The organism is Paenibacillus sp. LC231 (assembly GCF_001860525.1).
In the GTDB taxonomy this organism is placed as follows: domain Bacteria; phylum Bacillota; class Bacilli; order Paenibacillales; family Paenibacillaceae; genus Paenibacillus_AQ.
On record NZ_JFOM01000058.1, the window covers coordinates 281,968 to 307,092 of the forward strand.

Annotated in this window: 18 protein-coding genes; 2 read left to right on the plus strand and 16 right to left on the minus strand. The window is 50.1% G+C overall.

Annotated elements, in window-relative coordinates; all coding sequences use genetic code 11:
• Nucleotides 1-58: 58 nt before the first annotated feature.
• On the minus strand, nucleotides 59-2,746 hold the full coding sequence (locus AK95_RS33180; protein WP_071224359.1) for a glycoside hydrolase family 78 protein: 2,688 nt from the start codon (nucleotides 2,744-2,746) through the stop codon (nucleotides 59-61).
• Nucleotides 2,747-2,947: 201 nt separating this feature from the next.
• Between AK95_RS33180 and AK95_RS33185 the strand changes: the two genes are divergently transcribed.
• Nucleotides 2,948-3,817, plus strand: coding sequence for an AraC family transcriptional regulator (locus AK95_RS33185; protein WP_071224360.1), 870 nt, complete (start codon nucleotides 2,948-2,950; stop codon nucleotides 3,815-3,817).
• Between the two features lie 91 nt (nucleotides 3,818-3,908).
• On the opposite strand, the gene AK95_RS33190 is transcribed toward AK95_RS33185, so the two are convergent.
• The 12 genes from AK95_RS33190 to AK95_RS33245 all read right to left on the minus strand — a co-directional run bounded on the left by AK95_RS33190 (nucleotide 3,909) and on the right by AK95_RS33245 (nucleotide 18,512).
• Nucleotides 3,909-5,432: an MFS transporter gene (locus AK95_RS33190; RefSeq protein ID WP_162487687.1), complete on the minus strand. Its 1,524-nt coding sequence runs from the start codon at nucleotides 5,430-5,432 to the stop codon at nucleotides 3,909-3,911.
• A gap of 27 nt (nucleotides 5,433-5,459) precedes the next feature.
• Nucleotides 5,460-6,275, minus strand: coding sequence for an NmrA family NAD(P)-binding protein (locus AK95_RS33195; RefSeq protein ID WP_071224362.1), 816 nt, complete (start codon nucleotides 6,273-6,275; stop codon nucleotides 5,460-5,462).
• A gap of 163 nt (nucleotides 6,276-6,438) precedes the next feature.
• Nucleotides 6,439-7,080, minus strand: a complete 642-nt coding sequence (locus tag AK95_RS33200; protein ID WP_071224363.1) for a response regulator — start codon at nucleotides 7,078-7,080, stop codon at nucleotides 6,439-6,441.
• 4 nt (nucleotides 7,081-7,084) lie between these two features.
• The gene (locus AK95_RS33205; RefSeq protein WP_071224364.1) at nucleotides 7,085-8,776 is read right to left on the minus strand and encodes a GAF domain-containing sensor histidine kinase; all 1,692 of its coding nucleotides are present in this window, start codon (nucleotides 8,774-8,776) and stop codon (nucleotides 7,085-7,087) included.
• A gap of 69 nt (nucleotides 8,777-8,845) precedes the next feature.
• The gene (locus AK95_RS33210; protein WP_071224365.1) at nucleotides 8,846-9,277 is read right to left on the minus strand and encodes a GNAT family N-acetyltransferase; all 432 of its coding nucleotides are present in this window, start codon (nucleotides 9,275-9,277) and stop codon (nucleotides 8,846-8,848) included.
• 146 nt (nucleotides 9,278-9,423) lie between these two features.
• On the minus strand, nucleotides 9,424-10,512 hold the full coding sequence (locus AK95_RS33215) for a copper resistance D family protein (protein ID WP_071224366.1): 1,089 nt from the start codon (nucleotides 10,510-10,512) through the stop codon (nucleotides 9,424-9,426).
• Nucleotides 10,513-11,148, minus strand: coding sequence for a copper resistance CopC family protein (locus tag AK95_RS33220; protein ID WP_071224367.1), 636 nt, complete (start codon nucleotides 11,146-11,148; stop codon nucleotides 10,513-10,515).
• A 173-nt stretch (nucleotides 11,149-11,321) separates the two neighbouring features.
• Entirely contained in the window at nucleotides 11,322-12,449 is a 1,128-nt protein-coding gene (locus AK95_RS33225) for a glycoside hydrolase family 88 protein (RefSeq protein ID WP_071224368.1), read from the minus strand.
• Between the two features lie 15 nt (nucleotides 12,450-12,464).
• A complete protein-coding gene (locus tag AK95_RS33230; protein ID WP_071224369.1) occupies nucleotides 12,465-13,346 on the minus strand; it encodes a carbohydrate ABC transporter permease in 882 nt (293 codons plus the stop codon).
• Between the two features lie 14 nt (nucleotides 13,347-13,360).
• Nucleotides 13,361-14,320: an ABC transporter permease gene (locus AK95_RS33235; protein ID WP_071224370.1), complete on the minus strand. Its 960-nt coding sequence runs from the start codon at nucleotides 14,318-14,320 to the stop codon at nucleotides 13,361-13,363.
• An 82-nt stretch (nucleotides 14,321-14,402) separates the two neighbouring features.
• Complete coding sequence (locus tag AK95_RS33240; RefSeq protein ID WP_083397795.1) at nucleotides 14,403-16,034, minus strand: extracellular solute-binding protein; 1,632 nt, start codon at nucleotides 16,032-16,034, stop codon at nucleotides 14,403-14,405.
• A 144-nt stretch (nucleotides 16,035-16,178) separates the two neighbouring features.
• Nucleotides 16,179-18,512, minus strand: a complete 2,334-nt coding sequence (locus tag AK95_RS33245; RefSeq protein WP_071224391.1) for an AraC family transcriptional regulator — start codon at nucleotides 18,510-18,512, stop codon at nucleotides 16,179-16,181.
• A gap of 217 nt (nucleotides 18,513-18,729) precedes the next feature.
• Here AK95_RS33245 and AK95_RS33250 point away from each other — a divergent pair, with 217 nt between their 5' ends.
• Nucleotides 18,730-23,133 (plus strand): Ig-like domain-containing protein, encoded by a 4,404-nt coding sequence (locus tag AK95_RS33250; protein WP_235613283.1) that lies wholly within the window; start codon nucleotides 18,730-18,732, stop codon nucleotides 23,131-23,133.
• A gap of 103 nt (nucleotides 23,134-23,236) precedes the next feature.
• Here the strand turns inward: AK95_RS33250 and AK95_RS33255 are convergent, their stop codons facing one another.
• From AK95_RS33255 to AK95_RS33265, 3 genes are all read right to left on the minus strand, one after another.
• Nucleotides 23,237-23,986: an SDR family NAD(P)-dependent oxidoreductase gene (locus AK95_RS33255; protein ID WP_071224372.1), complete on the minus strand. Its 750-nt coding sequence runs from the start codon at nucleotides 23,984-23,986 to the stop codon at nucleotides 23,237-23,239.
• Nucleotides 23,987-24,053: 67 nt separating this feature from the next.
• Complete coding sequence (locus AK95_RS33260; RefSeq protein WP_071224373.1) at nucleotides 24,054-24,470, minus strand: DUF2500 domain-containing protein; 417 nt, start codon at nucleotides 24,468-24,470, stop codon at nucleotides 24,054-24,056.
• Between the two features lie 220 nt (nucleotides 24,471-24,690).
• Complete coding sequence (locus AK95_RS33265; RefSeq protein ID WP_071224374.1) at nucleotides 24,691-24,873, minus strand: hypothetical protein; 183 nt, start codon at nucleotides 24,871-24,873, stop codon at nucleotides 24,691-24,693.
• Between the last annotated feature and the right edge of the window lie 252 nt (nucleotides 24,874-25,125).

The window sequence follows — 25,125 nt, forward strand, 5'->3', positions numbered from 1 at the left end:
AAAAAAGTTCCTTACCGCGATCCATCGCGGTAAGGAACTTTACGCTTCCTGTTTCTATTCATGACTGCACAGCATGATCGGAATAAACATATCTGAACGTATACTCTCCTGAGCCCGCTTGAATCACAACACCCGCTTCACCATCACGTGCAGATTGAATCCCTCTCGCTTCGTCTAGAGGTATCGCCTCTCCTTCTGTAACGCTTGAAGCATTAAAAACGCCTGGCAGTCGGATCTCCGCTGTTGTATTAGGCGGGATGGTTACCTCTAATTGAAACTCTCCACGACTTTCCAATCTCCAACTTGACCGGACGGATCCGTACAGCGTATCGATCACGCCTTCAGCCCATGTCAATCCTTCGCCCGGCACGGGCGCAATCACGATATGCTTATAACCCGGCGCTTCCTCCACGGTTTGTATGCCGGCAACCGTACGATACAGCCACTCGCCAATGGCTCCGTAAGCATAATGATTAAATGAATTCATATCCCGGCTCCAGAAGCTGCCATCTTCCTTAATACCGTCCCAATGCTCCCATATCGTGGTGGCGCCTTTCGTAACCGGGTACAGCCAAGAAGGATAATCCCGCTGCAGCAACAGCTTATAGGCCGCGTCATGCATGCCATGCTGACTCAATACATGGTTAATATAGGGTGTTCCCACAAAGCCTGTCGTTAGATGAAATCTACTCTCCTCCAGCAGCGAATAGAGACGTTTCGCTGCTCGTTTTTCCGCTTCTTCATCCAGCAGCCCAAACATGAGCGCAAGCACATGCGCGGTCTGAGTCGAAGCCGCTAGCCTTCCTGACGGGGTCACGAATTCGTTGCGAAATGCAGCGACCACCTTTTCTTTAAGCTCCGTATACAGGGCGGCATCTTTTTCCTGCCCCAATACGATCGCCGTTTTCCTAAGCAGATCTACCGAATAACAATAAAATGCCGACGCTATGATATCCCGCTCTGTAGCACCCACATAGTCGCCGGATTTCGCATCAAGTCCCAGCCAGTCCCCAAAATGAAAGCCGGTATTCCACAAATACTCATTCTCTCCCTGAGCCTGAATATAGGAGACCCAGCTCTTCATGCTCTCATATTGACGTTCCAATATCCGCTTGTCGCCATAACTGACATATACCGTCCACGGGCATATGACCGCTGCATCTCCCCATGCAGCCGAAGCATAGGCTTCATCGCCAAGCACATGAGGGACAACGAAAGGCACTGCCCCGTCGCCACGCTGCTCTGCAGCCAGATCGGATAACCACTTGGTGAAGAAAGGAGCCACGTTCGCTAGATAGGCCGCCGTCCCAATAAACATCTGTGCATCTCCCGTCCAGCCAAGCCGCTCGTCACGCTGGGGACAATCCGTGGGCACATCCAGGAAATTCCCCTTGAGCCCCCATCGAATATTGCTCTGCAATTGATTAACCATGGGATCTGAGCATTGAAAAGTTCCGGTTTCTTCAAAGTCCGAATGGAGCACAACTGCTTCGAAAACCCCACGGTTCAGCTGCTCCACCGTGAAACCGTCTAAGCGGACATACCGGAAGCCTTGGAACGTAAACCGTGGCTCATAGGTTTCTTGTCCTCCACCTTTTAACGTATACTGAATGGTTTGTTTAGCGGTCCGGAGGTTCTCCGTATAAAAGTTCCCCTCGGCATCCAGTATCTCCGCATGCTGCAGCGTCACGATAGCACCCTTCGCGCCGGAAACGCTAAACCGGACCCAGCCCACCAGGTTCTGTCCGAAATCGATGACGGTTTCACCTTTGGGTGTAATCAGACATTCAACGGGCTGCACCTTTTGGATGGCTCTTACGGGCTCGTTAATCTGAGGCTTCAGCATGTCAAACCCGTGATCGATCGTTTCGACACCATGCCAATCATTTGAGTTAAAATCTCCTGAGCTGAAGCCTTCCATCTCCAACCGGGCATCGTAGGTTTCACCATGATAGAGTTCTGACATCGTGATCGGGCCTTTGGCCGACCGCCAGCTTGAATCGGTTGCAATGACTTCTTCGCTCCCGTCTGCATACGTAATATGCAGCTCCAGCAAAAGGGCTAATCGATCCCCATAGATTGCGCTCCGTTCTTCCCATCCCAATTGGCCCCTGTACCATCCATTTCCGAGCCAAGCGCCGATTCCGTTTAGGCCAGCGTTCAGCATATCCGTCACGTCATAACTTTGCGTCTGTATCGCATGTTCATAACTCGTCCATCCGGGTGTGAAATAACAATCTCCCACCCGCTGCCCGTTCAGTTCCAGTTCATAAAGGCCTAAGGCCGAGGCGTATATTCTCGCCTTCGCAATGGGCGACTTCAAGCTGAAGCTCTTGCGAAGGAGCGGTAGATGAGCAGACTCGGCTGGCAGCAAAGATCTAGGTGCCGTTATCCATTCCCCTATCCATTTCTCTCCCAGCAGTTTACCCGTCTCCCAATAGGCTGCATCCGACCATTCCGATACCTCCCCGGCTTGATTCCAGACGCGGACTCGATAGATATAGCGCTTACAAGACGATACGCTCCATTCGCATAATTCCACATGAACCGATTGCGAAGAAGCTACTATCCCTGAAGTCCAAAAGGGCACAGCAAAACGATCATCATTCGAAACCTCAATCTCATAGGCCGTTTGCCTGAATGCCCTTTCGTCCGAGACCAGCTTCCAACTTAAACGCGGATGCTTCTCGCCGATTCCTATCGGATTATGCTGATACTCACATCGTAAATCCGTAACGCTGAACATAGGCTATTCCTCCGTTCACCTTCATTAAAGGTAATTACCACAATCAAGTATTGTAGGCCGCAACTCGGGATGTGCACTTCCCTAACCGTGCCTGTTTCACTATTATTATAAGTGAACCTGAACGTGGAATTATGGGGATATCGGACAACAATATGAGGCATAACGGACATTCTTTCCCTATTAACGACAAGGAGAATAATGATGAAGCGACCCATGGAAACCTATTATGGAGATACCTTTTTCCAGGATGACACCTTGATGTATGTGAATCGAAACGCGGAGAATTTTACAGGCTCATACCATAACCATGATTTTCTGGAGATTGCTTATATTGCGGAGGGTGAAGGTTTTCATCACCTGGAGAACTCGGTACAGCGCGTACGCAAAGGTCAAATGTTCTATATCCCACTCGGAATATCTCATGTTTTCCGGCCCACTTCTGCAAACGGGAAGCCGCTCATCGTGAATAATTGCATTTTCTCTGTACAGCTGCTGCCCAAACTGATTGCTTTTACAACAGGTTCGGATACGGCTGCCTTTTTGAAAGGCATGGAAGATGGCTCCCTAGGGTACCATGCGATTATGGACCGACATGATCGCTTCGAGAGGCTCTTTAGCTCCCTCTATGAACAAAATGCCATGCACGGCAGCGGTTCTGCCGTTTATCTGCACACGCTGCTGCTGCAGCTGATCATTGAGTTCAGCCGTGTCATTGAACATCCACATACGATGCCTTCGGTGCCGCAGCACCATTCCTTTCAGGATGTCCTTCAATACGTGGAAGTGCAGTACATGCATGAGCTCACTTTGACGCAGCTTGCACATATCAGCGGATTCAGCGAGCGCCACTTGCAGCGGCTGTTCCGCCGATATACAGGCCAGAGCTGGCATCATTATTTGCAAACCGTTCGGATTCGAATGAGCCGCGAGCTGCTGCGCACCACCTCGGACAAAATCAGTACGATTGCCGAGAAGGTCGGTTATAAGGACATGCATTCTTTTCACTCCGTGTTTAAACGAAATACAGGACTCACACCTGGTCAATACCGGAGCGATGTTCAGCATTCATAAACGATGGGACTCTCCGGCAAATAATGAAAGCATGATGATCCTGAATACTCGATCATCATGCTTTTTGAATATACTTTGATGATTTTGAACGTTATTCATTTCCCTTGATAGGGCTTTTATCACGGAGGGAAGCCATTGAAATTACTGCGATTCCTATCAATAGAACGGAGCTCAGAATACCAACGACTTGAAATCCGGATGCAAATGCCGCTTGAGCTAACATTCGGATCTCATCGGCAAGCGCTGCAGGTAGCTGTTGCGCTGCATTCATAGCAGCAGCCAATGTATCACTGGCCGATTCTGCCGCTTCATTCGGAATACCGTCAGGAACATTCATCCGATTGCGATAAATGACTGTACCTATACTCCCCATCACAGCGATACCAAGCGCCATCCCAAGCTCGCCGCTTGTTTCCGACAAGGAAGATGCTGCTCCCGCTTTCTCTGGCGGTGCTGATCCGATAATAAGGTCCATGCTTAAGACTTGAAGAGGACCCACTCCCATCAGCAGAAGAACGCTGCCGAGGATGGGGATTAACATTCCCCATGACGTATCTGTCCATATGACCATGAGATAACCGACTGATGAAATCAATAAACCGGAGGCGATGAGATGTGATGAGGGAAACCTTCGTGCTAACATCGGCGCTGCCAATATACCAATAATGCTGCCGGCGGCATAAGGCATCATCCACAGACCTGCTTCCACCGGAGGAAGTCCTTCCACCATCTGCAAATACTGAGTAAACAGAAAGACAAATCCCCCACCGATCAACGAACCCATCAGCATCATTATTAGCGACCAGCTAAACCCACGGTATGCGAACAATCCCAAGTCGAGCAGCGGATCTTTCAGCCTTTTTTGCCGTCTGACAAACCAATAGCCGATACTGAGACCAATGATCGATAATAGCGCTGCTAGGAAACTGATGCCTTCCTTGGCCATGTCCTTAAGACCGTAAATCAAGGGGAGAAGCGAGCCAAACGACAATATAACGCTAATGGGGTCCAGCTTCTTGGATTCAGAATTGCGGTATTCAGGCAGGAGCCACGGCCCCGTCACAAGCAGGAGAAGCATGACGGGAACGCTAAGGAGAAATACTGAGCCCCACCAAAAATATTCAAGCAGTATTCCTCCTACGGCCGGGCCGATCACAGCCCCGCTTGAGAAGCAAACCATCCATACACTAATAGCTGTCGCCCTTTGCTTTGAATCCTTAAACATATTACTGATCAGTGCAAGCGTAGATGGCATCAAGGTAGCGCCGGATACACCGAGCAGTGCACGGGTGACAATCAGCATGCCAGCACTGGTGGAGAACGCGGCCACGATCGAGGCAGCGCCAAATGCAAAGGCGCCAATTAGAAGTAGTTTTCTCCTTCCGATCCGATCACCGAGCGTCCCCATTGTAATCAGAAACCCGGCAATCATGAAGCCGTATATGTCAAGAATCCACAGCTGCTGCGCGCTGCTCGGCTTAAGATCCGCAGCCAAATGCGGAAGAGCCAAATGCAGCATCGTGAAATCAAGGGCTAATAGCAATGTGGGCAAACTAAGCACCATCAGTCCGTTCCACTCCCGCGGTCCCGCACGTGAAGTTCGTTCGTCATTCATGATCATTCCTCCTTCATTCTTTTCTTATCATTTGAAGTATCTTGCGTGCTCTTCCGCCCACTCGGCAAACGTTCTTGCAGGACGTCCTGTGATTTGTTCAACCGTTTGATTGACGGTATATGCTTCGATCGGTGGATTCTTGTACCAGTTGATGACATAATCGATGACACCCTCATCGACTCCAAGTTCGGCCATTCGTTTACGCTCCTGCTCTTCGGTTAACTGAATAAACTTTACAGCTTTACCGATATAGTGACTAAGAATCTGCACCTTGTCAGGAACCGTTAGCGCCTCGGGACCGGTTAGGGGATAAATTTTGCCCACATGAACGTCCTCCGACAGGACCGCTGCAGCCACTCGTCCGATATCCTGCTCATGAATCGAAGCATTTAACGAATCGCCAAACATATCGCGTACTACACCCTCTGTTCGTATCGATTCTCTCCAGTTCATAACATTGGACATGTAATCGACCGGCTGCAGCTGTGTCCATTCCAGATTACTCGATTCTAGTGCTTCCTCCACCGTCCCTTTCTTTCCGTCCCACAATACGCTGACGCGCTTTACTCCGGCAGCCTCCGCGATTCGGATAATCTCCTCCCCTGTCGTAAGCGGGACGTAGCCTGCTCCTGTCGTGATTAAATGGAGGCCGGTTACACCCCGTAATGCTGGAACCAGCGTGTCGGGCTTACTCAGATCACCGGCAACCACTTCCACGCCAGCAGGTAATGTGGCTGATGCCGGATAGCGGCTGAGCGCTTTGACGCGATGTCCAGTCTTAAGCAGCTCATTCACAACCTGTCGACCAACTTTTCCTGTCGCACCTGTAACTAATATGGTCATTGTTTATTCCTCCTTTTTAGCCATTGACGGTGTACTTCTGTTTCCCTGTAGTTCCATTTAAACGCAATTCCAGGCCGGTTACGTCCAGCCCTGGTCTAAATCGGCCATACAAAAAAGGCCTTACCCGAAGATAAGACCTGTCACTACGACCATAGTCTGAAGGTTATGTGTCGAACCAATGGTTCCTTATCGCGTACAAGGCCGCCTGGGTGCGATCCTGCACCTCCATTTTTCCCAGAATATGCGTGATATGCGTCTTTACCGTTTTCTCGGTAATATGTAGTTCTGCGGCGATTTCTTTGTTACTCCTGCCAAGCGTAATCTGTTCAAGTACATGCTGCTCACGAATAGTCAGAATGTCGATGCCTTTAACAGGCTCGGTATCTGTCGCCACATGGGCAATTAATTGATTCGTTACCTGAGGATGAAGCATGCGATTTCCGTTTACAGCAGCGATGATGGTTTCGACCAGCACTTTAGGCTCGATGTCCTTCAGTTGATATCCAATAGCTCCCGCTTTAATCGCCGGCAGAACCGAATCCCGATCGGCAAAACTGGTAAGAATGATAACTTTCGTATGTGGAAACTTGTTTGTGATTCGCTTCGTGGCTTCGACTCCGTCCATCTCCGGCATCTTCAGATCCATCAGGACCACATCAGGCTGCAGCTTCTCTACCTTATCCAGAGCCTCTAGCCCGTTAAGAGCTTGATCTACGATTTCGATCATGGGCTGTGTCTGCAGAAAATAACGCAACCCCCTTAATACAACGAGATGATCATCAACAATTAGCACTTTAATCTTCATAAGTTCAAACCTCTTTCTTGGATAAAAACGGAACCATTACGGTCACCATCGTCCCTGTGCCTTCCTCGCTGCTAATACTTAAGGTTCCTTGTATTTCTGAAGCCCTCTCCCTCATGCTGGTAAGCCCAAGTGAATGCGGACAGAGTTCGGGCGATCCCGGGTTGAATCCTCGGCCTTGATCCGATATTTTCATATATAGAGTGGAGCTGTCCTGTTCCATTCGGATCCAGGCCCGGTTCGTACCCGCGTGTTTGCTGATATTGTTCAATGCCTCCTGCCCAATTCGATACAAGGACTCTTCCACCCGGTTCGTCAAAACAGGAATTTCCTTCATGATAAACGTCAGCTGTATGCCAAGTTTCTCGGCATAGTCCTTCAGCGAGGCCAATATCCCTTTGGCCTCACCGGAAGGTCGCAGCTGCCAAATTAACGTGCGCATTTCAGTGAGCGTTTCCTGGGCGAGCTGTCCAATATCGTGTATGGCCTCCGCCGTATGCGGATTCTCATGTAAGGTCGTCTCACGCACGCCTTGGGCAAGCAGTGAAAGAGAGAACAGCTTTTGATTGACGGAATCATGTAGATCCCGTGCCAAACGGTTCCTCTCTTCAACCAACAATAAATCCTGCCACTCGTAATATAAACATATCTTTTCAATGGCCAATGATATATGCTCCGCCAGCACCTCTAAGATTTCAACCTCCAGCTCAGAGAAGGGCTCACTCTCACGGCCAATAAAGAGCACCCCCATCGTCTCATAGGTTTGAAAAATACGCTCAAGATGTTTTAATGGTATCGCCGCCGTATACGTATGGGGCTGAACGCCGGGAAGCACCCGGACCAGGCCTTTTTGCACCACTACGTTTTGATCCTCATATGCCCGTTGCACGATTCCTGACTTTCGTGCGGTCTTATGGGCAGCCTTTCGTACCAGCTCCTTGCAGCGATGCGTCACTTCATTCTGACGGACCGTACGAAGATACAAGTTGTCATCGTCAGACGTAATCATGGCAACAGTCGGCCAGCCAAATGCATCAGCAAGCTCCTCCACAATCGCCACAAGCATTCTCTTCATATCGTTAATTTTCCATAGATATCTGGTTACTTTGCTTGCCTTGGCATAATAATCGACGATGAAACGGGCTATGCTGTCCACCGCCTGTTTCTCCCTTTGCTCCGACAGTTTTGTTCGCTCGACCGCCGTTCCAATCTGATAGGCAACGGATTGTAGCAACGCAAGTTCTCCCTCGCTAAAATGCTCTTTACCCGGCGAACCCACATTCAGCAGCCCCAGCCGTTTACCTTGAACCGTGAGGGGAATCGTAGCATGATGGGTCAGATTGCGAGTTTCTCCCCAGCACTCCTTTTTGGCATTATGCAGTCGTTCACATTCAATAATCGTAACCGGTTCATTTAAATTTCCTGCCCAATACAAGCGCAGGCATAGGCAGTCTCCGCATCGCATCGGTTTTTTGTTATCCCGTGATAAAGCAGGCGGAAGGTTGACATCGGCTATTTGATCATAATGTGATTGATCCCCGATCAGAAAAAGCCATCCTGTCTCAAGATGGGTTAAATCCAGCAATTTTTCGAGTGTCGTTTGCAGCATTTGCTTCATATCGTTGCTCTGGTTCAAATTTTCCGCTATTGTCTTCAGAATGAGCAATTCTTCAACGTATTGGTCTTTATCACATAACATCAGGCTCACTCCATCCCGTACCCATAAGTGAAATATCCATTGGTTAGCAGGTTACACACACGCAGCATATTACCCAAGCTCTTTCTCCAGAAGCACTTCATCCTCCCGCTTATAACCTAATTTCTCATAAACTCCGATGGCTTGGTGATTATCATGACCCGTAAGCACCTTAATGGTCTTCACCCCACGTGCAATCAATTGATCCTCCAGAAAAACGAGCAGCATTCCTGCCAGCCCCTGTCTTCTTGCCCGCTCCTGAATGTACATTTCCGTTATCTCGCCAACAAGCTCCCGGTAACAGAAGGATTGGAAGGACTGAGCACAGGCAAATCCAACAGGGTCATCGCCTAAATAGGCTATGGCCACAATTTCACCCGATTGTTTTAAGCGATGTTCAGCTTCCTCCAGCGGCATTAACACTTCATTAAACTCCCAGTTTAACCGGACCAGGACGGATGCGTCCGAATGAGAGGCCAAGCGGATGTGTCTCTCTTTTTTCATAAAACTTCCTCCATTCGCAGAGTAGGTGCAGGTGGTCCTTTTACTCGCCAGTATACCATCTTTATCCAGTCTGAGACTCCCTTTTCCTATCATAAAAAAAAGATCCTGCCGCGTAAACAGCAAGGACCTTGTCAACTCAAACGATATTAAACTGTAGTAACCGAGAACATCAGGCCGCAATAAATGAACACAACGGCGCCTAGCCCGCTTAACAACGCGCCTGCCGCGGCCCGGTTTCTGCGAAATACGTTCACGACGTTCCACAGAAGCGCTAGCCCGAGACAGAGGCTAAGGAATCCTATCCAACTCCACGTGAAAGCCAGTTCACCGATCGTAAACCCGGGATGGAACCAAACAAAAGTTGCTGCAGGGCCATACAAGGCCAATGTATCAATGACCTCATGCGGAGCAGGCTGCTTGTTCATGTATCCGGTGACGATATAAATCAACCAGATCAGAACTCCCTCACTTCGTGCCCATGCCACCGGATGATAACCGGAATCCCCGCGCAGCTTGCGCTTGACGAGATGACCGTTTACAAACGCGAATACCAACAGCGGCAGAATGAGAATATGCTTAACCAGCAGAGCCTGACCATATGACAGCGTCCAGCTGTTTATCGGCTCCGGCGTCACGGCCGTCATCAAGAATAATCCCGATCCGATAACAATGATGACACAGACGATCGCTGTTGGATGGAACCATCTAAGAAACGCACTCCAGCGGCTCTGATCCGTACTGAACCATCCTGTTATCAGCAACGTTCCCGTCCATATCGCCATCGCTGTAAAATGGCCGAAGAATGCAAGCTGTCCTGCACTTTCGAACAAGGATGCAGCGTGATTAAACGAGGACATGGCCACCGCAATGCCCAGCAAGGCAACGGGCATAAGCCAGCGTAATACGGAACCCGGCTTCCGGCGGACAAGCTTGGTCAGAATAGCCAACAGGATCGAGAGAACCAGAATCCAGGCGTAACGCTCACCCTCACTAAACTTGAACATGATGCTGTTAAAGGACTTCCAGAACCCGATATCATCCTTGAAGAACATCATGATCTGCAGCAGCGGCACAAATCCAAATACGATGATAGCCCCTGCCGCCACCGGGCCAAGCCAGGCCGGAACCGAAATGTCCGGCGTATATGCTTTCGGTACGAGGGACAGTACCGTGATGCCTGCCAGAACGGCGTAGGCTACATATAGAAACGGCTCACTTAACCAATAGTAAGACATTTATTTTTTCTTCCGTGAGGCTCGAATTCCAAAATATCCTGCGACAAATGCTACTATCACGATGACGACGATCCACACGGTTGAACCGCTGCCTGCCGATTGTTCGGGAGCCGAATTGTTGTCTGCCTGCTGATCCTGGCCAGCCGTTTGATCCGTGTTGTCCGCAGCGGTATCCTCCGCAGGCGTTGTTTCATCCTGCGTGTTTCCTGTATCCGCAGGTGTTTCTTCGGTATCTGCCGGTGTCTCCGGAGTGGCTTCCGCTTCCGGGGTATCTACCTCGAAGGCGTATGTCCCGTCCACGGGATGTCCATCGCCGCCCACAATTTTCCATTCAACCGTGTAGGAGCCGGATGGAAGCGGTGCAGCCAGCGTTCCCAGCATGGTATTCTGACTGATCTTGACTTCTGCTACTTCAACCGATTCGCCTTGCGCATTCTTTATCTTGAGCGTGCTCAAGTTTTCATCGATATTTTCATTAAATGACAGGCTTACTTCCTGCACGCTTTCCGTCAGCTTGGCATCCGCCGCGGGCGTACTGGTTTCCAGCTTGGAATGGGCCCACGTTGCAGTCGGGAACACCAATATTAGCAGCAGACCCAGGGTCAGCAAGACTGAAGTTTTCACATGTTTCAACACACATATCTCCTCCAAACCATTTATCTCAAATTTGAATCTTCCTCATCATAACAAAGACATTCTGACAATGCTAATGAGTATATTGTGAACAATGACCCACTGCTATTTCACATAAAAAAGGGAGTGCCGCATATCACGCGACATCCCCAGTTCGTTTCACAGATTCTATGATGCTAACCTCTCTCATACCAATAGCCGGGTATCCCTTTGGTCAGCCGCAGCAAGGCTTCGAGGTAATAGTAATCGCCCCAGATCATATAATCATCCGGTCCCGCACCGCCTCTGACGTAATAGGAACCATGCTTGATTAAGCCTTCCTCTGCTGCTTCACCGATGGTAGAATATTGGTTTACGAGAGATATCATCGACTTCTCAACGGCTTCTGTCAATAGCCCTTTATTGTCATCTTCTCCGTCCAGATGCTCCAATATCTCCAGCATGCCGCACGCCGCAATGGCGGAGGCGGAGCTGTCGCGAGGTGTACCCTCTTCAATCGGAACGTCAAAATCCCAATACGCAACATGATCCTCCGGCAAGTATTCAATAAAGAAACGAGCGGCGCGTAAAGCCGTATCCAAATATTTCGGATCACGGGTATAGCGGTATGAGAGCGCAAATCCGTAGATGGCCCATGCCTGGCCGCGCGTCCATGTTGATCCGTCATGATATCCTTGATGCGTTCCTCCTCGGATGGGGGTTCCATCCTCCGGATTGAAGTAAAAGGTATGATACGACGAATCATCACCCCGCATTAAGTAGCGTTGACTCTTGTCCGCGTGCGCTACGGCCACGCGCTTGTATCGCTCATCACCCGTCTGATCATATGCCCAATACAGCAGCGGAATGTTCATCATGCAATCGATAATAATGCGACCGCCGTTCTTCTCGTCGCCTTTCCGGCCCCAGGCCTGAATATACTGTCCCTCTTCCCGCCAGCGCAGCATCAGATGGTCCGCTGCTTTCAAAGCAAGGTGTTTGCCTTCTTCATGCTCATCCACAATCCACGCGGCCAGTGCAGAGGGAAGATACAGAAATCCGATATCGTGATGGTCCAGATGCCGCTGTTCCTGCAGGCGTTGCTTATAATCCTCCAAGTGTGCTATTGCCGTTTCCTTAAACAGCGGGTCTTTCGTGTATTCATAACACAGCCAGATCATCCCGGTGTAGAATCCTTCAATCCAGTCATTGCTTTCTCCCCACTCGTAACGCTTCTCTTCCGTGATGTGAGGAAACTTCATCGGAAATTGACCGATATTCCGCTTGGTTTTTTCTACCGCATCCATAATGGCTTGCTCCCACATGAGTCAACTGCCTCCTTATTCTTTAATGGCTCCGATCATGACGCCTTTCACGAAATATTTCTGCAGGAATGGATATAGAAACAAAATCGGCAGCGTAGCCACCATAATCGTTGCATACTTAATGGTTTCGCCAACCGGCATCCTATCTCCCCCTCCTACCGAGGTCATCATGCTGCTGGTATCGTTCTGGATCAGAATTTCGCGCAGGATGAGCTGAAGCGGAAACAAGTCCCGGTCTCTTAAATAGATGAGGGCGTCAAACCATTTATTCCAATGCCACACCCCGTAAAAGAGCACCATGACGGCAATGACCGGCAGCGATAACGGGATGATGATCCGGAACAGAATGGTCCAATCGCTGGCTCCGTCGATCCGCGCCGATTCCTCGAGCGCATCGGGTACTCCTTGAAATGCCGTTCGCATAATAATCAAGTTCCATGTCGTCATGGCGCTTGGAATAATCAATGCCCAGTACGTATCGAGCAGACCCATATTTTTCACGAGCAGGTATTTCGGAATGAGCCCGCCGTCAAAAAACATCGTCATTACGATCAGCATCATGATGGTGCCCTTCCACATCACGTTTTTCCTGGATAAGCCATAGGCTCCGAGAGCCGTCATCAGAATGTTCAGCGTCGTGCCGACCACCACATAAAATATCGTGTTCAGGTAACTTCGGATAATATTGGGGTTCTCAAATACCATACGATAGGAATCCAGCGAGAAGCCCTTGGGCCACAGCAGGATTCCCCGGTGCTGAACGAAATCAGCCGGCGTGCTGATTGAAGCAAACAATACGTAGAGAAACGGGTATAACGTGACGACCGATAACAAGCACAAGAGAATGACATTCGCAGAATCAAACAGGACTTCACTGACAGATTTTGAAGTTCGCATAGATGCCCCCCTTTCTACCACAGCTTCGTATCCGTAAACCGCTTGCTGAGATAATTGGCTCCAATGAGCAGCATAAAGTTAATCATGGAATTAAACATGCCGACGGCGGCACTAAAGCTGTAGCTTGCTTCCAGAATCCCCTTACGGTAGACATAGGTACCGATTACGTCGGCCGTCTCATAGGTAACCGGATTGTACATAATCAGGATCTTCTCATCCTGCAGCGCCATAAAGGAACCAATCCGCAGGATGAGCAGAATGATGACCGTTGGCAGGATGCCAGGCAGCGTAATTTGAAGCATCTGCTTCCAGCGGCCGGCACCGTCCACTTTAGCCGCTTCATAAAGGGACGGATCGATATTGGAAATAGCTGCGAGATATATAATGGAGCCCCAACCGACCCCCTGCCAGATCGCAGATGAGGTATATATGGTGCGGAACCATTCCGGCAGCCTCATGAATGATATCGGTTTGCCGCCGAAGTAGGTGATAATATGATTGATCAGCCCGTCTACCGACAAGAAATCCACCAGCATCCCGACAACCACAACGACAGATATGAAATGGGGAATATACGTAATGGATTGTACCGTCCGCTTAAATATGCGATGTCGTACCTCATTCAGCATTAACGCCAGCACGATGGATGCGGGAAAAACAAATATGAGATCGTACGCGCCCAGTATAATGGTATTGGTAACCACTCGTTCAAAGAAAAATCCGTTAAAGAATTCGCTGAAGTGTTGAAAGCCGACCCACGGGCTATTCCATATGCCGAGCCCTGCCGAGAAGTTCTTGAACGCAATCTGCAGGCCATATAACGGTCCGTAGTGAAACACGGCATAAAACGCCACAACCGGCAGCAGCATCAGGTAAATCGTGGAGTTTCGGCGAAAGTCCTTCGCAGCTCTTGCGCTGAACCTCTCTGGCTTGCTCTGTATCGTAACGCGGTTTGTCTCTTCCTTAAGCTGCACCGTATGCCCTCCTCTGACAAAAAAATCATTCACAGTTAGAGGGAGAATCCCGAGGTCTTCTCCCTCTTCATGCGCCTACAACTTAACGGCTGTTGAACCGGTCCAGCGCGGCTTGTTGAATCTGGAGCGCTTCCTCAATGCCCATACCCTGTACCGTTTGGACAAATTGGTCAAAACCGCTGATCGGCTCCACGCCCATAATGAATTTGTTGACCATTTCTTCGTAGTACGTATTAATATCGTTCATGATCGAGGCATAACGCGTGCTTTCTTCTGCCGTTGGGGAAATAATCGGCATCAAACGGTCATTCTCCGCATTCATCCATGTCTCAATAGCCGCTTTCTGCTGAGGCAGCGCGGAATACTGCTCGATGTATCGACGATCCTGGACGAATGGTCCCGAATAACTGGCCAGGTTGTATTTTGACATCGCCTGGGTGATCGACAGCCCATCTGGATTTTTCATCACCTCGTCGGTATACGTGGGGTATCCGTCCTTCATCTCGTAGCTGACTCCCTCAACTCCGAAATTAAACAGCATATGTCCTTCTTCCCCATATTTGTAATCAAGCCATTTCACCGTTTCCGCCGGGAACTTGTTCGCTTTGGTCACAGCTGCGCCAAATCCGTTGAACGGCGAATCCTTCTGTCCAAGGATCGGTTTATCCCCCTTATTCAGAACAACGTTCGGAGCGCCCACCAGTTCTACATCCGGATTGCTTTTTAACATGAGCTCGGAATAGCGGCCGAGGCTGCTGCCCATGTAACCGGAGAAGGCACCTACTTGATTGTTGGTCACTTTGGCATCTTTAAGCGTGCCGTCCGTTGCCGCGTAATCCTGATCGATCAGGCCTTCCGCATACCATTTGCTCATCGTTTCCAAATAAGATTTGAATTCCGGTTGGATGGGTCCATACTGGACCTTTCCATCCACCTGATAAAATCCGGTTGTAACTCCCCACGCGCCGACAAATGCATGATTGATGGCCGTCATATCCATATCCAGCAGCAGCGGGATTTCATCCGCTTGCCCGTTTCCGTTCGGATCCTTGGTCTTGATCGCCTTCAATACTTCATACCACTCATCCATCGTTTCCGGTACGGGCAGCTGAAGCTGGTCAAGCCAGTCCTTGCGGATGATAAGGCCGTTAAAGGTCAGCAAATATTCGTCCCCGCGGATAAATGGAAATACGTAAATGTTTCCTCCGTCTGTCGTAATCAGCTTTTTATATTCCGGGTGCTCGTTCAACACTTTCGATAGATTTGGTGCATGCTCTTCAATCAACTCATTCAGACGGATGATAGACCCGTCCGAAATGGCTTTATCCGGACCTCCTGATACGTTGGCCCATCCATGCTCCACCACATCCGGCAAATTGCCTGAAGAGACCATAATGTTAAAAGCGTCTGCTTCCTGGCCTGCCGGCGGATGTTGGAACTTCACTTTGGTGCCTGTCGTTTTTTCCAATTCCTGATATGCGGCAATTCCGTTCATATCCTGCATCGTTGCAGAGGCATTTGCATTCAGCGATACCCAATAGGACAACTGTTCAGGATATTCCGGATCACCACCAGTGGCCACACCTGTTCCTTCCTTACCTTTTTCCCCGGCAGGCTCCTCGGCCCCCGAGCTTTTTCCGCTGCATCCGGCAATCATAGCCACAATCAGCATAAAGATCGCAAGTCTCATAACACGTTTCCGGTTTGTCTTCAAATCACGACGCCTCCCTTTTTCCCTAATGAATGATCATTCGATAAGATTAGGCTTAGGTGGTTCCAACCAGCCCGCCCTGTTCAAATCGTAACTCTGAAGCGCTTACATCGTATACCGTACAGTTTCAACATGCATAAACAGGGATTAAGAATTGAGATGATCATTTCTTAAAGTCGATGATAGGGAATGCAGGGTTTCCTTGTATTTTCCCGGGGTGATCCCTTCGTATTTCTTGAACACCCGGATAAAACCGACGTCACTGGTATAACCGACGGAACGGGCAATGTGCGAAATCGTGTTTTTGGCATCCCGCATCATTTCCTTGGAGCGTTCGATCCGAATCTTGGCCAGGTAATCCGTGAGATTGGTGCCGCTGTTTTTCTTGAAGAAAGCCGACAGATACGGCGGCGTAATATCAAATTGCTCGGCAATGGAAGCCAGACTAATCATGGCATCATCGTGATGATCCGCAATGTAGCTCTTGATTTTCTCAAGCAGCAGCGAAGAGGAATCGCCCCTTTGATCTTTTACGTAGAGGCAAACCTTGCCGAACATCCATTTCACTTCCCGGTAGAGCTCCTCAACCGTGCTCCCCTCCGTAATTTCTTCAAGCGTTTTGCCGGACTCGCCGAATATATCCTCGTACTTCAAATTCAAAGCATTCAGCAGCTTGAACATCGTACTGAGCAGGTTAGCGAACATGAGTCTGCCGAGCTCAGGTGAGATGGATTGCCCGTTGAAGTTATTGTGGTACAGACACTGGATGATATCTTGCGCCTTATCCGTATCCCCGCTTTTCATGGCGTTAATGAGCTGGATTTCCGTCTCAATGGGAAAATCATAATACACCTCCGTTTTCTGTTTCATTTCCTCGTACAATAAAATCGGTTTATACGCAGTAAAAATGGAATATTCCAAAGCCTTCAAGCTTTCGGTGTAACCGCTCGCCAAACATCCAAGACCTGTACGGATTTCGCTAATCCCGATTGTGATTTCGGATTTAAAGCGCTGTTCAATTACCAGCTTCACTTGCTCTGCCCAATCGTACAGCTGGTCTGCCTTATCATGCAGCGGTTCCGGCATGTTTAGAATAATGGCAACCAGGTTCTTCTCCAGCTCCACGGAATATGCGGTAAAGGGATGAATTTCTTCCGCCACCTTCCCGGTGACAAAACGGATCAGGGCCCATTCGCTTTCCCGCTCATTATGTATGAACCCGCTGGCATCCCTCAGCTCGATCAAGGCAACGGCAAAACTCGAATGCGGGAACGAGATCCCCATGAAATCCAGAGCATGATCGGACATATCCGCCGTATCCACGTTTCCCTTCAATAAACGCTGCAAAAAGTTGGACCGAATCACCGGTGTTTGCCTGGACAATTGCTCCTTCATCTCCGTCTGCTTACCGAAGGAATCCGCCATCGTCGATTTGATAAAATCATATTCGTTACGTACCTTACCCTCCTTAGCCGGATGAGATTGCCGGATGAAACGGATAATGTCACGCAAAGGGAAGTACGCGCGGTAGGTCATGAACGCACAGGCCGCAATCCCGGCAACAAGACAGATAGCCAGAACGCCGACGGCCATTCGCTTGACCATATAGACCTTTTCCATAAACGCTTTTTCCGGCACAGCCGATACATATTCCCACCCGCTCCGGGCAGATCTTGTCGATACCATCATCACACGCGGATTATCCGCGGTTTTACCCGTACTGTGAACTTCGGATTCACCGGCACTAAGAATCACTTGGCCGCTGGCATCCTTGATGTAAATGGTTCCGTGATTTGTTTTCACAATCTCATCAAGCAAGCCTGCGATCTGCCTCTCCTCAATCAGCATAACAAGCGCGCCTTTGGGATTGGCCTTTTCGCCAAATGGAAGCGTTTGCATATATGTGAGCATGCGTTTCTGATTTAACCCTTTGCCAACTTCAGTCACGGGCAAATACCGGTTAAAGTGGATACCGTGCAGAATATCTGCTTGATACTGTTGATAGGTTAATTTTTCATATCCGTATATATCGGAAAACAAGACACGAGACGTTGTCTTTAAGGAGGGACTAAGAACCGTATCGCTCTCCCGTAAATATACGTAAAAATCGGTGATAAAACTGCTGCTGTTACGGTATCGCTGCATTTCCTGCATGAAAGTGTAGTAATTGTAGTTCTCGGTACCATTTTGAGGGGAGCTTGCCTTTAGCAGCGCATCCAGCCGCGGATGCGAAGTGATGTTCCGGGAAATCAGATGCATTTCATCCAATCGGCTGTCCACCACCTGCTTCGCCTGCTCGATCAGTGCCATGTTGGAGTTGTTGGCATTTTCGATCATTATCCGCTCGATTTGCGTATACAGTCCCCAGAATACGATGACCGGGATCAGCAGTATCACAAGATAGGACATGAGCAGTGTAACGAACACGGACACTCGATTGGAACGTTCATTTTTTGCAATAGTTGTCGTCAATTTCCCCATACCCTCATTCCTTCCCATTCTTTAGATGTGACCTTCTTCATACTTACATTAATTACATCATACTGTTTTTATTTATCATGAACAGGTTTTCTTCAAAAATGTTAATGCATCACGAATTTGTATCATACTCGAACGCTGCGGCTTCCTCTACGATGGAAGTGTTCCGGTTTCATGGCCGGAAATCGATATCAGTCGGGAGGGAATCGATGTGAAACGAATGGCTCTGATCATGCTTATGCTGATTACGGGGATTCATGGCTTTTTGCCGCCCCCATCGGCATGGGCAGAGGGCGAACGAGATCAGGTACAGGAGGGTTTGCTTGTGAACAGCGGATTTGAGGCTACGGAGGCGGGGGCCAGTTGGTCAGGGGGAATCAAGCCGGCAAATTGGGGGCAGTGGCTTCCAACAGGCACGCCCATATTGGGAGTAGACTCGGAAATATTCAAATCCGGGAAACAATCGGTCAGCATCGAAGGTCCCACAGGAACGGCCAGTCGGGCAGCCATAACCCAGTCCATCCCGGTAGAGGTCGGGAAAACGTATCGGATCAGCGGCTGGGTCAAAACGGAGGCCGTCAGCAATGCCGCGCTCATCCGATATCAGATGAAGCGAACCGGCACCAGCAATGTGCTGGTCCATGTCGGAACGCTCAAAGGCACCCAAGACTGGACGTATATGGAGAAGCTGTTCACCGTTCCGGAAAATGCCGCCTCACCGCCCTTATTGACCGTTGAGCTGTTTCTGGAAACCGGAACGGGTAAAGCTTGGTTTGACGATGTGCTGGTTGAGGAGCCGCTTCAATCCATCGCGATCGAACCGGATGTGGCTTATCTGAATACGGGCGAGACCCTAACGCCTTCCGTACGTTATGAGCCGAGTTCGTCGCCTCCCCCTCAGCTGCAGTGGTCTGCATCCAATCGGGAAGTCGTGGAAGTGACGGATCAAGGTGACGTAACCGGCCTTTCCACAGGACTCGCAACCGTAACCGCAGCGACATATGACGGTGCTCATACCTCCTCGATGGCGGTCAGCGTCAATGCGCCGGACACCTTGCAGGTGGACGCTTACGAAGGCGAGACGACGCAAGGTCAAGCTTTGCTCGGGCAATTGTCCGCGCTCGACAGCAGCGGTGCCGACCTTACGTATCTCCTCATCTCCCAGCCTGCGCATGGCGTGGTCACCGTAAAGGAGAACGGCAGCTTTACCTACTATCCCGACAGCGGCTTTAACGGTGCGGACCGCTTCCAGTTTGCTGCCCTGCAGGCTGATACGGGCGGCGCCAAATTCGGCCAGGGCACGATCGACGTTACTCCTGTGAATGCTGCTCCTTTGCTGGATTTGGAATGGGGTTATACGACGATGAATACTTCCCTTTCCGGCCAATTCAAGAAAGCGGAGGATCCGGATGGAGATCCGATCGCATGGAAACTTGAAGCATCGCCAGCACATGGCACGGTTCAAGTGGATGCCGGGGGAACTTATCGATATGCTCCCAATGAAGACTATCTCGGGTACGACCGTTTTCGCGTATCGGCTGAAGATGGACGTGGCGGACGTACGGAGAGCGATATGCTGGTCTTTGTCGGGCCGATGGCAGATCGAATTTCGGAATCGCTTCACCTTCATGCCTCATCCGGCCGCTCCCATCCGCGCCTTCTCGCATCCCCGGACGATCTGAACCGCTCCAAGCAATTGCTGGCAAGCGGAGACCGTTATATGACGGAGTGGATGGAGCTCTTGAGAAATCAAGCGGACCCCGTCCTAGCGACTACGCCTCTAACCTACCAACCTAATGGCGGCAATGCCTACATGCTGCGCGATCGCTTGATTCCGACCGCGCTCATGTACCGCTTGACCGGGGAATCCCGATATGCCGAACGCGCATGGCAGGAGCTGGAGGCCATGACGCATTACCCCGATTGGGGCGGCAGAACCAACAACATCCTTGCCTTGTCCGAATTGTCTTTTGCCGTTGCGCTGGCCTACGATTGGATATACGACGATTTGAATGAAGCTCAGCGATCTCAATTGAATACGGCGATTCGGGATCATGCTCTAGCTGTCGCGCTCGATTGGTATCGGGGTGAATTCCGCCATAACGGGGAGCACAATAACATTAACCTGGTAGACAACGGCGGCCTTGGCCTGCTTGCGTTAACCGTTGCGGATGAGCCTGAGACCGGGGAACAGGCGCTCGAAGTCATCCAGAGCACGTTTCAGAAGCTGCAATATGCGCTTCGTCACTATACCGAGGACGGTTCTTGGCCGGAGGGTCCTGCTTATTGGCATTATGGAGGCCAATACTTGGCCATGTATATTCAAGGCTTGAATAAAAGCCTGGGTACCGATTATGGGCTTTCCCTGCTGCCGGGATACGAGGCATCGGGCGCATATCCGTATCATTTGCTCGGCGAAGGCGGGGTGTTCAATTTTTATGATGGCGGCGTCAGCTACAACATGTATGAATCCTTATGGTTCGCCTCGTTCTTCGACAAACCTGAATACGCCTGGTTTATTGGCGATCTGTATGAGCGGAAGGGCTACTTCCACCCTCTCTATCTGGTGTTTTATGAACCCGGCATGTTCGAAACGGCTCCGACGGAGCTGGATCGTTTCTTCACCGGGATTGAATCGGCCTCCATGCGAAGCGCCTGGGACGATCCTTATGCCTTGTTTGCTTCCATGAAAGGCGTTAACGAAACGATGCGTAGCCATAACGATCTGGATGGCGGTACTTTCGTTTTTGACGCACTGGGCGTAAGGTGGGCATCCGATCTGGGGAACGAATCCTACAGCTTGCCCGGCTTCTGGGATTACAATTATAATCGCTGGACGTATTACCGCAAAAAAACCGAGGGACATAATACCATCGTCATCAATCCGGTCGAAAATCCGATTGTACAGCAAGAGCCTTACGGCACAGCCGTTACGATAAAAAAGGAATCGAAGCCAAGAGGAGCCTATACGATTCTGGATATGACCGACCTTTACCGGAAAGACGCAGGCGAGATGTTAAGAGGAATGAAACTCTCTGCCGACAGGCGCGAGCTGGTCGTCCAGGATGAGATGAAACTGAAGCGCCCTTCAGAGCTGTATTGGTTCATGCACACCGAAGCGGATGTGGAGATCGTGGGAAATGGACGCGCCGCCATTCTTTCACAATTGGATAAGCGGCTGTATGTTGAGCTGGCCGAAGGACCGGCCGGTGCCCGGTTCTCCGTCATGGATGCAGCGCCGCTGGCCACCTCCCCGAATCCGGATGGGCAATCCAGCAACGAAGGCATGCGCAAGCTGACCATACACCTGGAGCACGTCCAGGATGTACGGTTGTCCGTTCGCATGGTTCCTTTATACGCAAGCGATCCCATACCTCCAGCGGAGACGGGGTATACTCCCCTGCTGGAATGGACCATACCTGACGGCGATCTGCCCGAACCGGCAGCCCGACCTATGGCTAACCGTCTATTCATGGACGGAATACCGCTCCATGGGTTCCGTCCAGAAATCACGTATTATGAAGTCGGACTTCCGTTTGATGCTCCCTCTCCGCCTGTGATGACGGCCGAAGCGGAGCATGCCGTATCCATTGACCAGGCAGATACGATTCCGGGTACGGCCACGATCGTCATTCAGAACGACGCTCATCCGAATCTGAGCAATCGATATACCATCCAATTCACCCGGAATCCGGCCATAGGCGAACCGCCGAACCATCTAAAATATCTGGTGCAGCATGTTACCGCCAGCGCCGTTCCCGAATCGGCGAACATTCCGGAACATACCGTCGACGGCAAACTGAGCACTCGCTGGTCCGCGCCGGGTACGGAATACGTACAGCTTGACCTGGGGGAGCCGAAGCCTGTGGGTGCTGTATCCCTGGCCATATATTTAGGGGATACCCGCAAAAACCTGTTCGATGTTCTCGCCTCCGTCGATGGCGAGGAATGGTCGACCATCTACGAGAATGGGCTGACTTCAGGTACGACTGTGCAGCCTGAAACTTTTCTTGTGGAGCAAATGACTGCCCGATATATTCGGATATTGGGCAAAGGAAATAATGCCAATCCGTGGAATAGCTTCACCGAAGTCGGCGTGTTCCCGCTAGCTCCGATCGTGATGCGCGTGGAAGCTTCGGATGAGCTCAAACTGGGCGAATCAGGACAAATCCAAGCATGGTACGGCTTCCCGGGCGGGAAGCGTGAGCAGGCGGAAGAGCTGACGTACACATCTGATGCTCCGGATATCATTCAAGTGAGTTCAACCGGACGAATGAAGGCGATTTCTCCGGGAAGCGCAGCGATCTCGGTTAAGGACCAGCGTTACGGATTCGTTGAAACGCTCCATGTCACGGCCGCATTCGATGGAAATGAGCCTTATCTCCGGCTGCTGGGTAAGGATCTAATGACTTCCAAGTCAACCCAGCAGCTTCGGGCGGAGCTTCTCCACCCGGATGGCCGCAAAGAATCGCTTGCCAAACTCAGCTATCGCAGCAGCAACCCCCATATCATCTCCGTTAACGCACAGGGAGTTGCCCGCGCGAATCAAAGCGGAATTGCCGTTGTCAGCGTAACCGACCGGACGAGCGGCAAGACGGATTCCATTGCCATAACCGTCCGTTAAGTCTAAGCGGTTGAGATATTCGCCACTGGTTTGCGAATACGGGTTATAACCAGGAAAGGATCGTCCCCGGGGGACGATCCTTTTTTATTGAATCCGAAACAAGTTAAGGCTCATATATCATTTTGCGGGTCATGCCGCCATCCACAACCAGATGGGCCCCCGTGACAAAATCATTATCCGGATCGGTAAAATAAAAGCAGGCTTTGGCGATATCAGCCGGGGTCCCTACCCGACCGGCTGGGTGCTGCTTATGGTCCGCTGTACGAAGCTCATCATAGTTTCCCGTTTCAATCCACCCCGGACTTATACAATTCACCCGGATTCCATCGGGCCCCAGGCTTACGGCCATGGCATGGCTCAACGCGACAATGGCACCTTTGGAAGCTGCATAAGCCTCCGAATTCGGCTCGGACATGATCGATCGCGTGGATGACATATTAACGATAGCCCCCCCATTCCCAGCCTTTTTCATATGTACCGCCGCTTCACGCGTTGCCAAAAAGCAGCTTCGGGCATTCGTGTTGATCACGTCGTCCCAGTCTTCAACCGTAAGCTCATATGGCGATTTCCAACGGGAGATCCCCGCATTATTAATCAAAATATCGATGGTGCCGGCATATTGGACGGCTTGGTTCATCAGGCGTTTAATATCTTCTTCCTTCCTTACATCGCAAGGGACGAAGACCGCGTTCAAACCTTGTTCCTTCAAGGCATTTGTCGCATGGTTGCCCTGTTCTTCATGTACATCGCTTAATATCACTCGGGCTCCGCTTAGAGCATAAGCCTCGGCCAATCCGCGGCCAATCCCATGGGCAGAGCCCGTAATCACAACCGTTTTATCCAGAAATTTCATATGCAGCCCCTCCTTCTCCTTCATTATATACCACAGGAGAAGGCGGATATAAAATTAAGCCCGTTTCTTATTTAGGATGTTCATAACCGCGGACCACGCTAAGATTCGCTCTTGGGTGCCTAACGAACCCGTAGTACCGGGTTCCCTGGAAACGCAGCAGTCCCTCGTCTCCTTCCGCGCACATGCCGAATTCCTCCCCATTTACAACAAACTCCATGCGGTCTCCGCTCTCCACTTCAAAGGTCAGATAATAGGTGGTACGAGTGCGGCTCGACATCGTATCATCCGTCTGCTGCGTATGTTTCACTTCCGTGCGTTTGCTCACAATCTTGGAATCGACCGATAGCAAAGGCTGTCGGTTATTCTGACTCCATTGCAAGATTCCCTTACCGGCCGACAGCAGAATGATCCCGATGACGACGATGAAAAACACGGGCATAACGCTGCCGAAAAAATCGAACATCCAAACTGACCCCGATCCCATACGGCTCCCCCCTCCACCTTGTCTTGAAATATGTATATGCTTTATTTCGGACAATTTAACTCATAGCTCATGGAAAGTTTGATTGAAATTTTAAAGAACTTGTCCTTTTCTGGGGGCACCAAAAAAGCCGATGTCTGCTCTTACCCAGTCATCAGCTTCTTCGCGGGACAGAACGTCCGCTTCCATTCATACTCTTCATGGTCATCTTTGTCGTCATTATTCAATCGTAAGCCAATCTCATCCATTTCATCGTTTCTTCTTGTCCTGTCATTTCATGCTCCTCTGGTGTCATTTCCTGCTCATTCCAGCAAGCCAGACACTGCTCCTCGGTGTCGCATAAACATGCATCATCACAATGGTAGCAAAGGCGGAGGAAGTTTATCGTCATTTGATCGGTATGCATGAGGATCGTCCCCTTCTAAACAATTTGGAGTATCTGATTACATCTTTATAGTAGCATACATGGAGATTTTTATTTGTGATTAATTTCACAATAGATACCAAAAAAAGCTTTATCAAAACTGATAAAGTGGTCATAGCCCCGTCAAGTAGACAATAAAAAAAGAGAAATTTTATTAAGCGGCGACTTTCTCCCGAAACTCAATCGGGGAGAGGTCGCCCAGTTTGTTTTGGAAACGTTCCTTGTTGTAAAACA

Excerpts from the sequence above, each read along its gene's own strand:
- AK95_RS33180 (WP_071224359.1), bottom strand. The coding sequence starts at position 2,746 with ATGTTCAGCGTTACGGATTTACGATGTGAGTATCAGCATAATCCGATA.
- AK95_RS33185 (WP_071224360.1), top strand. The coding sequence starts at position 2,948 with ATGAAGCGACCCATGGAAACCTATTATGGAGATACCTTTTTCCAGGAT.
- AK95_RS33190 (WP_162487687.1), bottom strand. The coding sequence starts at position 5,432 with ATGAATGACGAACGAACTTCACGTGCGGGACCGCGGGAGTGGAACGGA.
- AK95_RS33195 (WP_071224362.1), bottom strand. The coding sequence starts at position 6,275 with ATGACCATATTAGTTACAGGTGCGACAGGAAAAGTTGGTCGACAGGTT.
- AK95_RS33200 (WP_071224363.1), bottom strand. The coding sequence starts at position 7,080 with ATGAAGATTAAAGTGCTAATTGTTGATGATCATCTCGTTGTATTAAGG.
- AK95_RS33205 (WP_071224364.1), bottom strand. The coding sequence starts at position 8,776 with ATGTTATGTGATAAAGACCAATACGTTGAAGAATTGCTCATTCTGAAG.
- AK95_RS33210 (WP_071224365.1), bottom strand. The coding sequence starts at position 9,277 with ATGAAAAAAGAGAGACACATCCGCTTGGCCTCTCATTCGGACGCATCC.
- AK95_RS33215 (WP_071224366.1), bottom strand. The coding sequence starts at position 10,512 with ATGTCTTACTATTGGTTAAGTGAGCCGTTTCTATATGTAGCCTACGCC.
- AK95_RS33225 (WP_071224368.1), bottom strand. The coding sequence starts at position 12,449 with ATGTGGGAGCAAGCCATTATGGATGCGGTAGAAAAAACCAAGCGGAAT.
- AK95_RS33230 (WP_071224369.1), bottom strand. The coding sequence starts at position 13,346 with ATGCGAACTTCAAAATCTGTCAGTGAAGTCCTGTTTGATTCTGCGAAT.
- AK95_RS33245 (WP_071224391.1), bottom strand. The coding sequence starts at position 18,512 with ATGGGGAAATTGACGACAACTATTGCAAAAAATGAACGTTCCAATCGA.
- AK95_RS33250 (WP_235613283.1), top strand. The coding sequence starts at position 18,730 with ATGGCTCTGATCATGCTTATGCTGATTACGGGGATTCATGGCTTTTTG.
- AK95_RS33255 (WP_071224372.1), bottom strand. The coding sequence starts at position 23,986 with ATGAAATTTCTGGATAAAACGGTTGTGATTACGGGCTCTGCCCATGGG.
- AK95_RS33260 (WP_071224373.1), bottom strand. The coding sequence starts at position 24,470 with ATGGGATCGGGGTCAGTTTGGATGTTCGATTTTTTCGGCAGCGTTATG.
- AK95_RS33265 (WP_071224374.1), bottom strand. The coding sequence starts at position 24,873 with ATGCATACCGATCAAATGACGATAAACTTCCTCCGCCTTTGCTACCAT.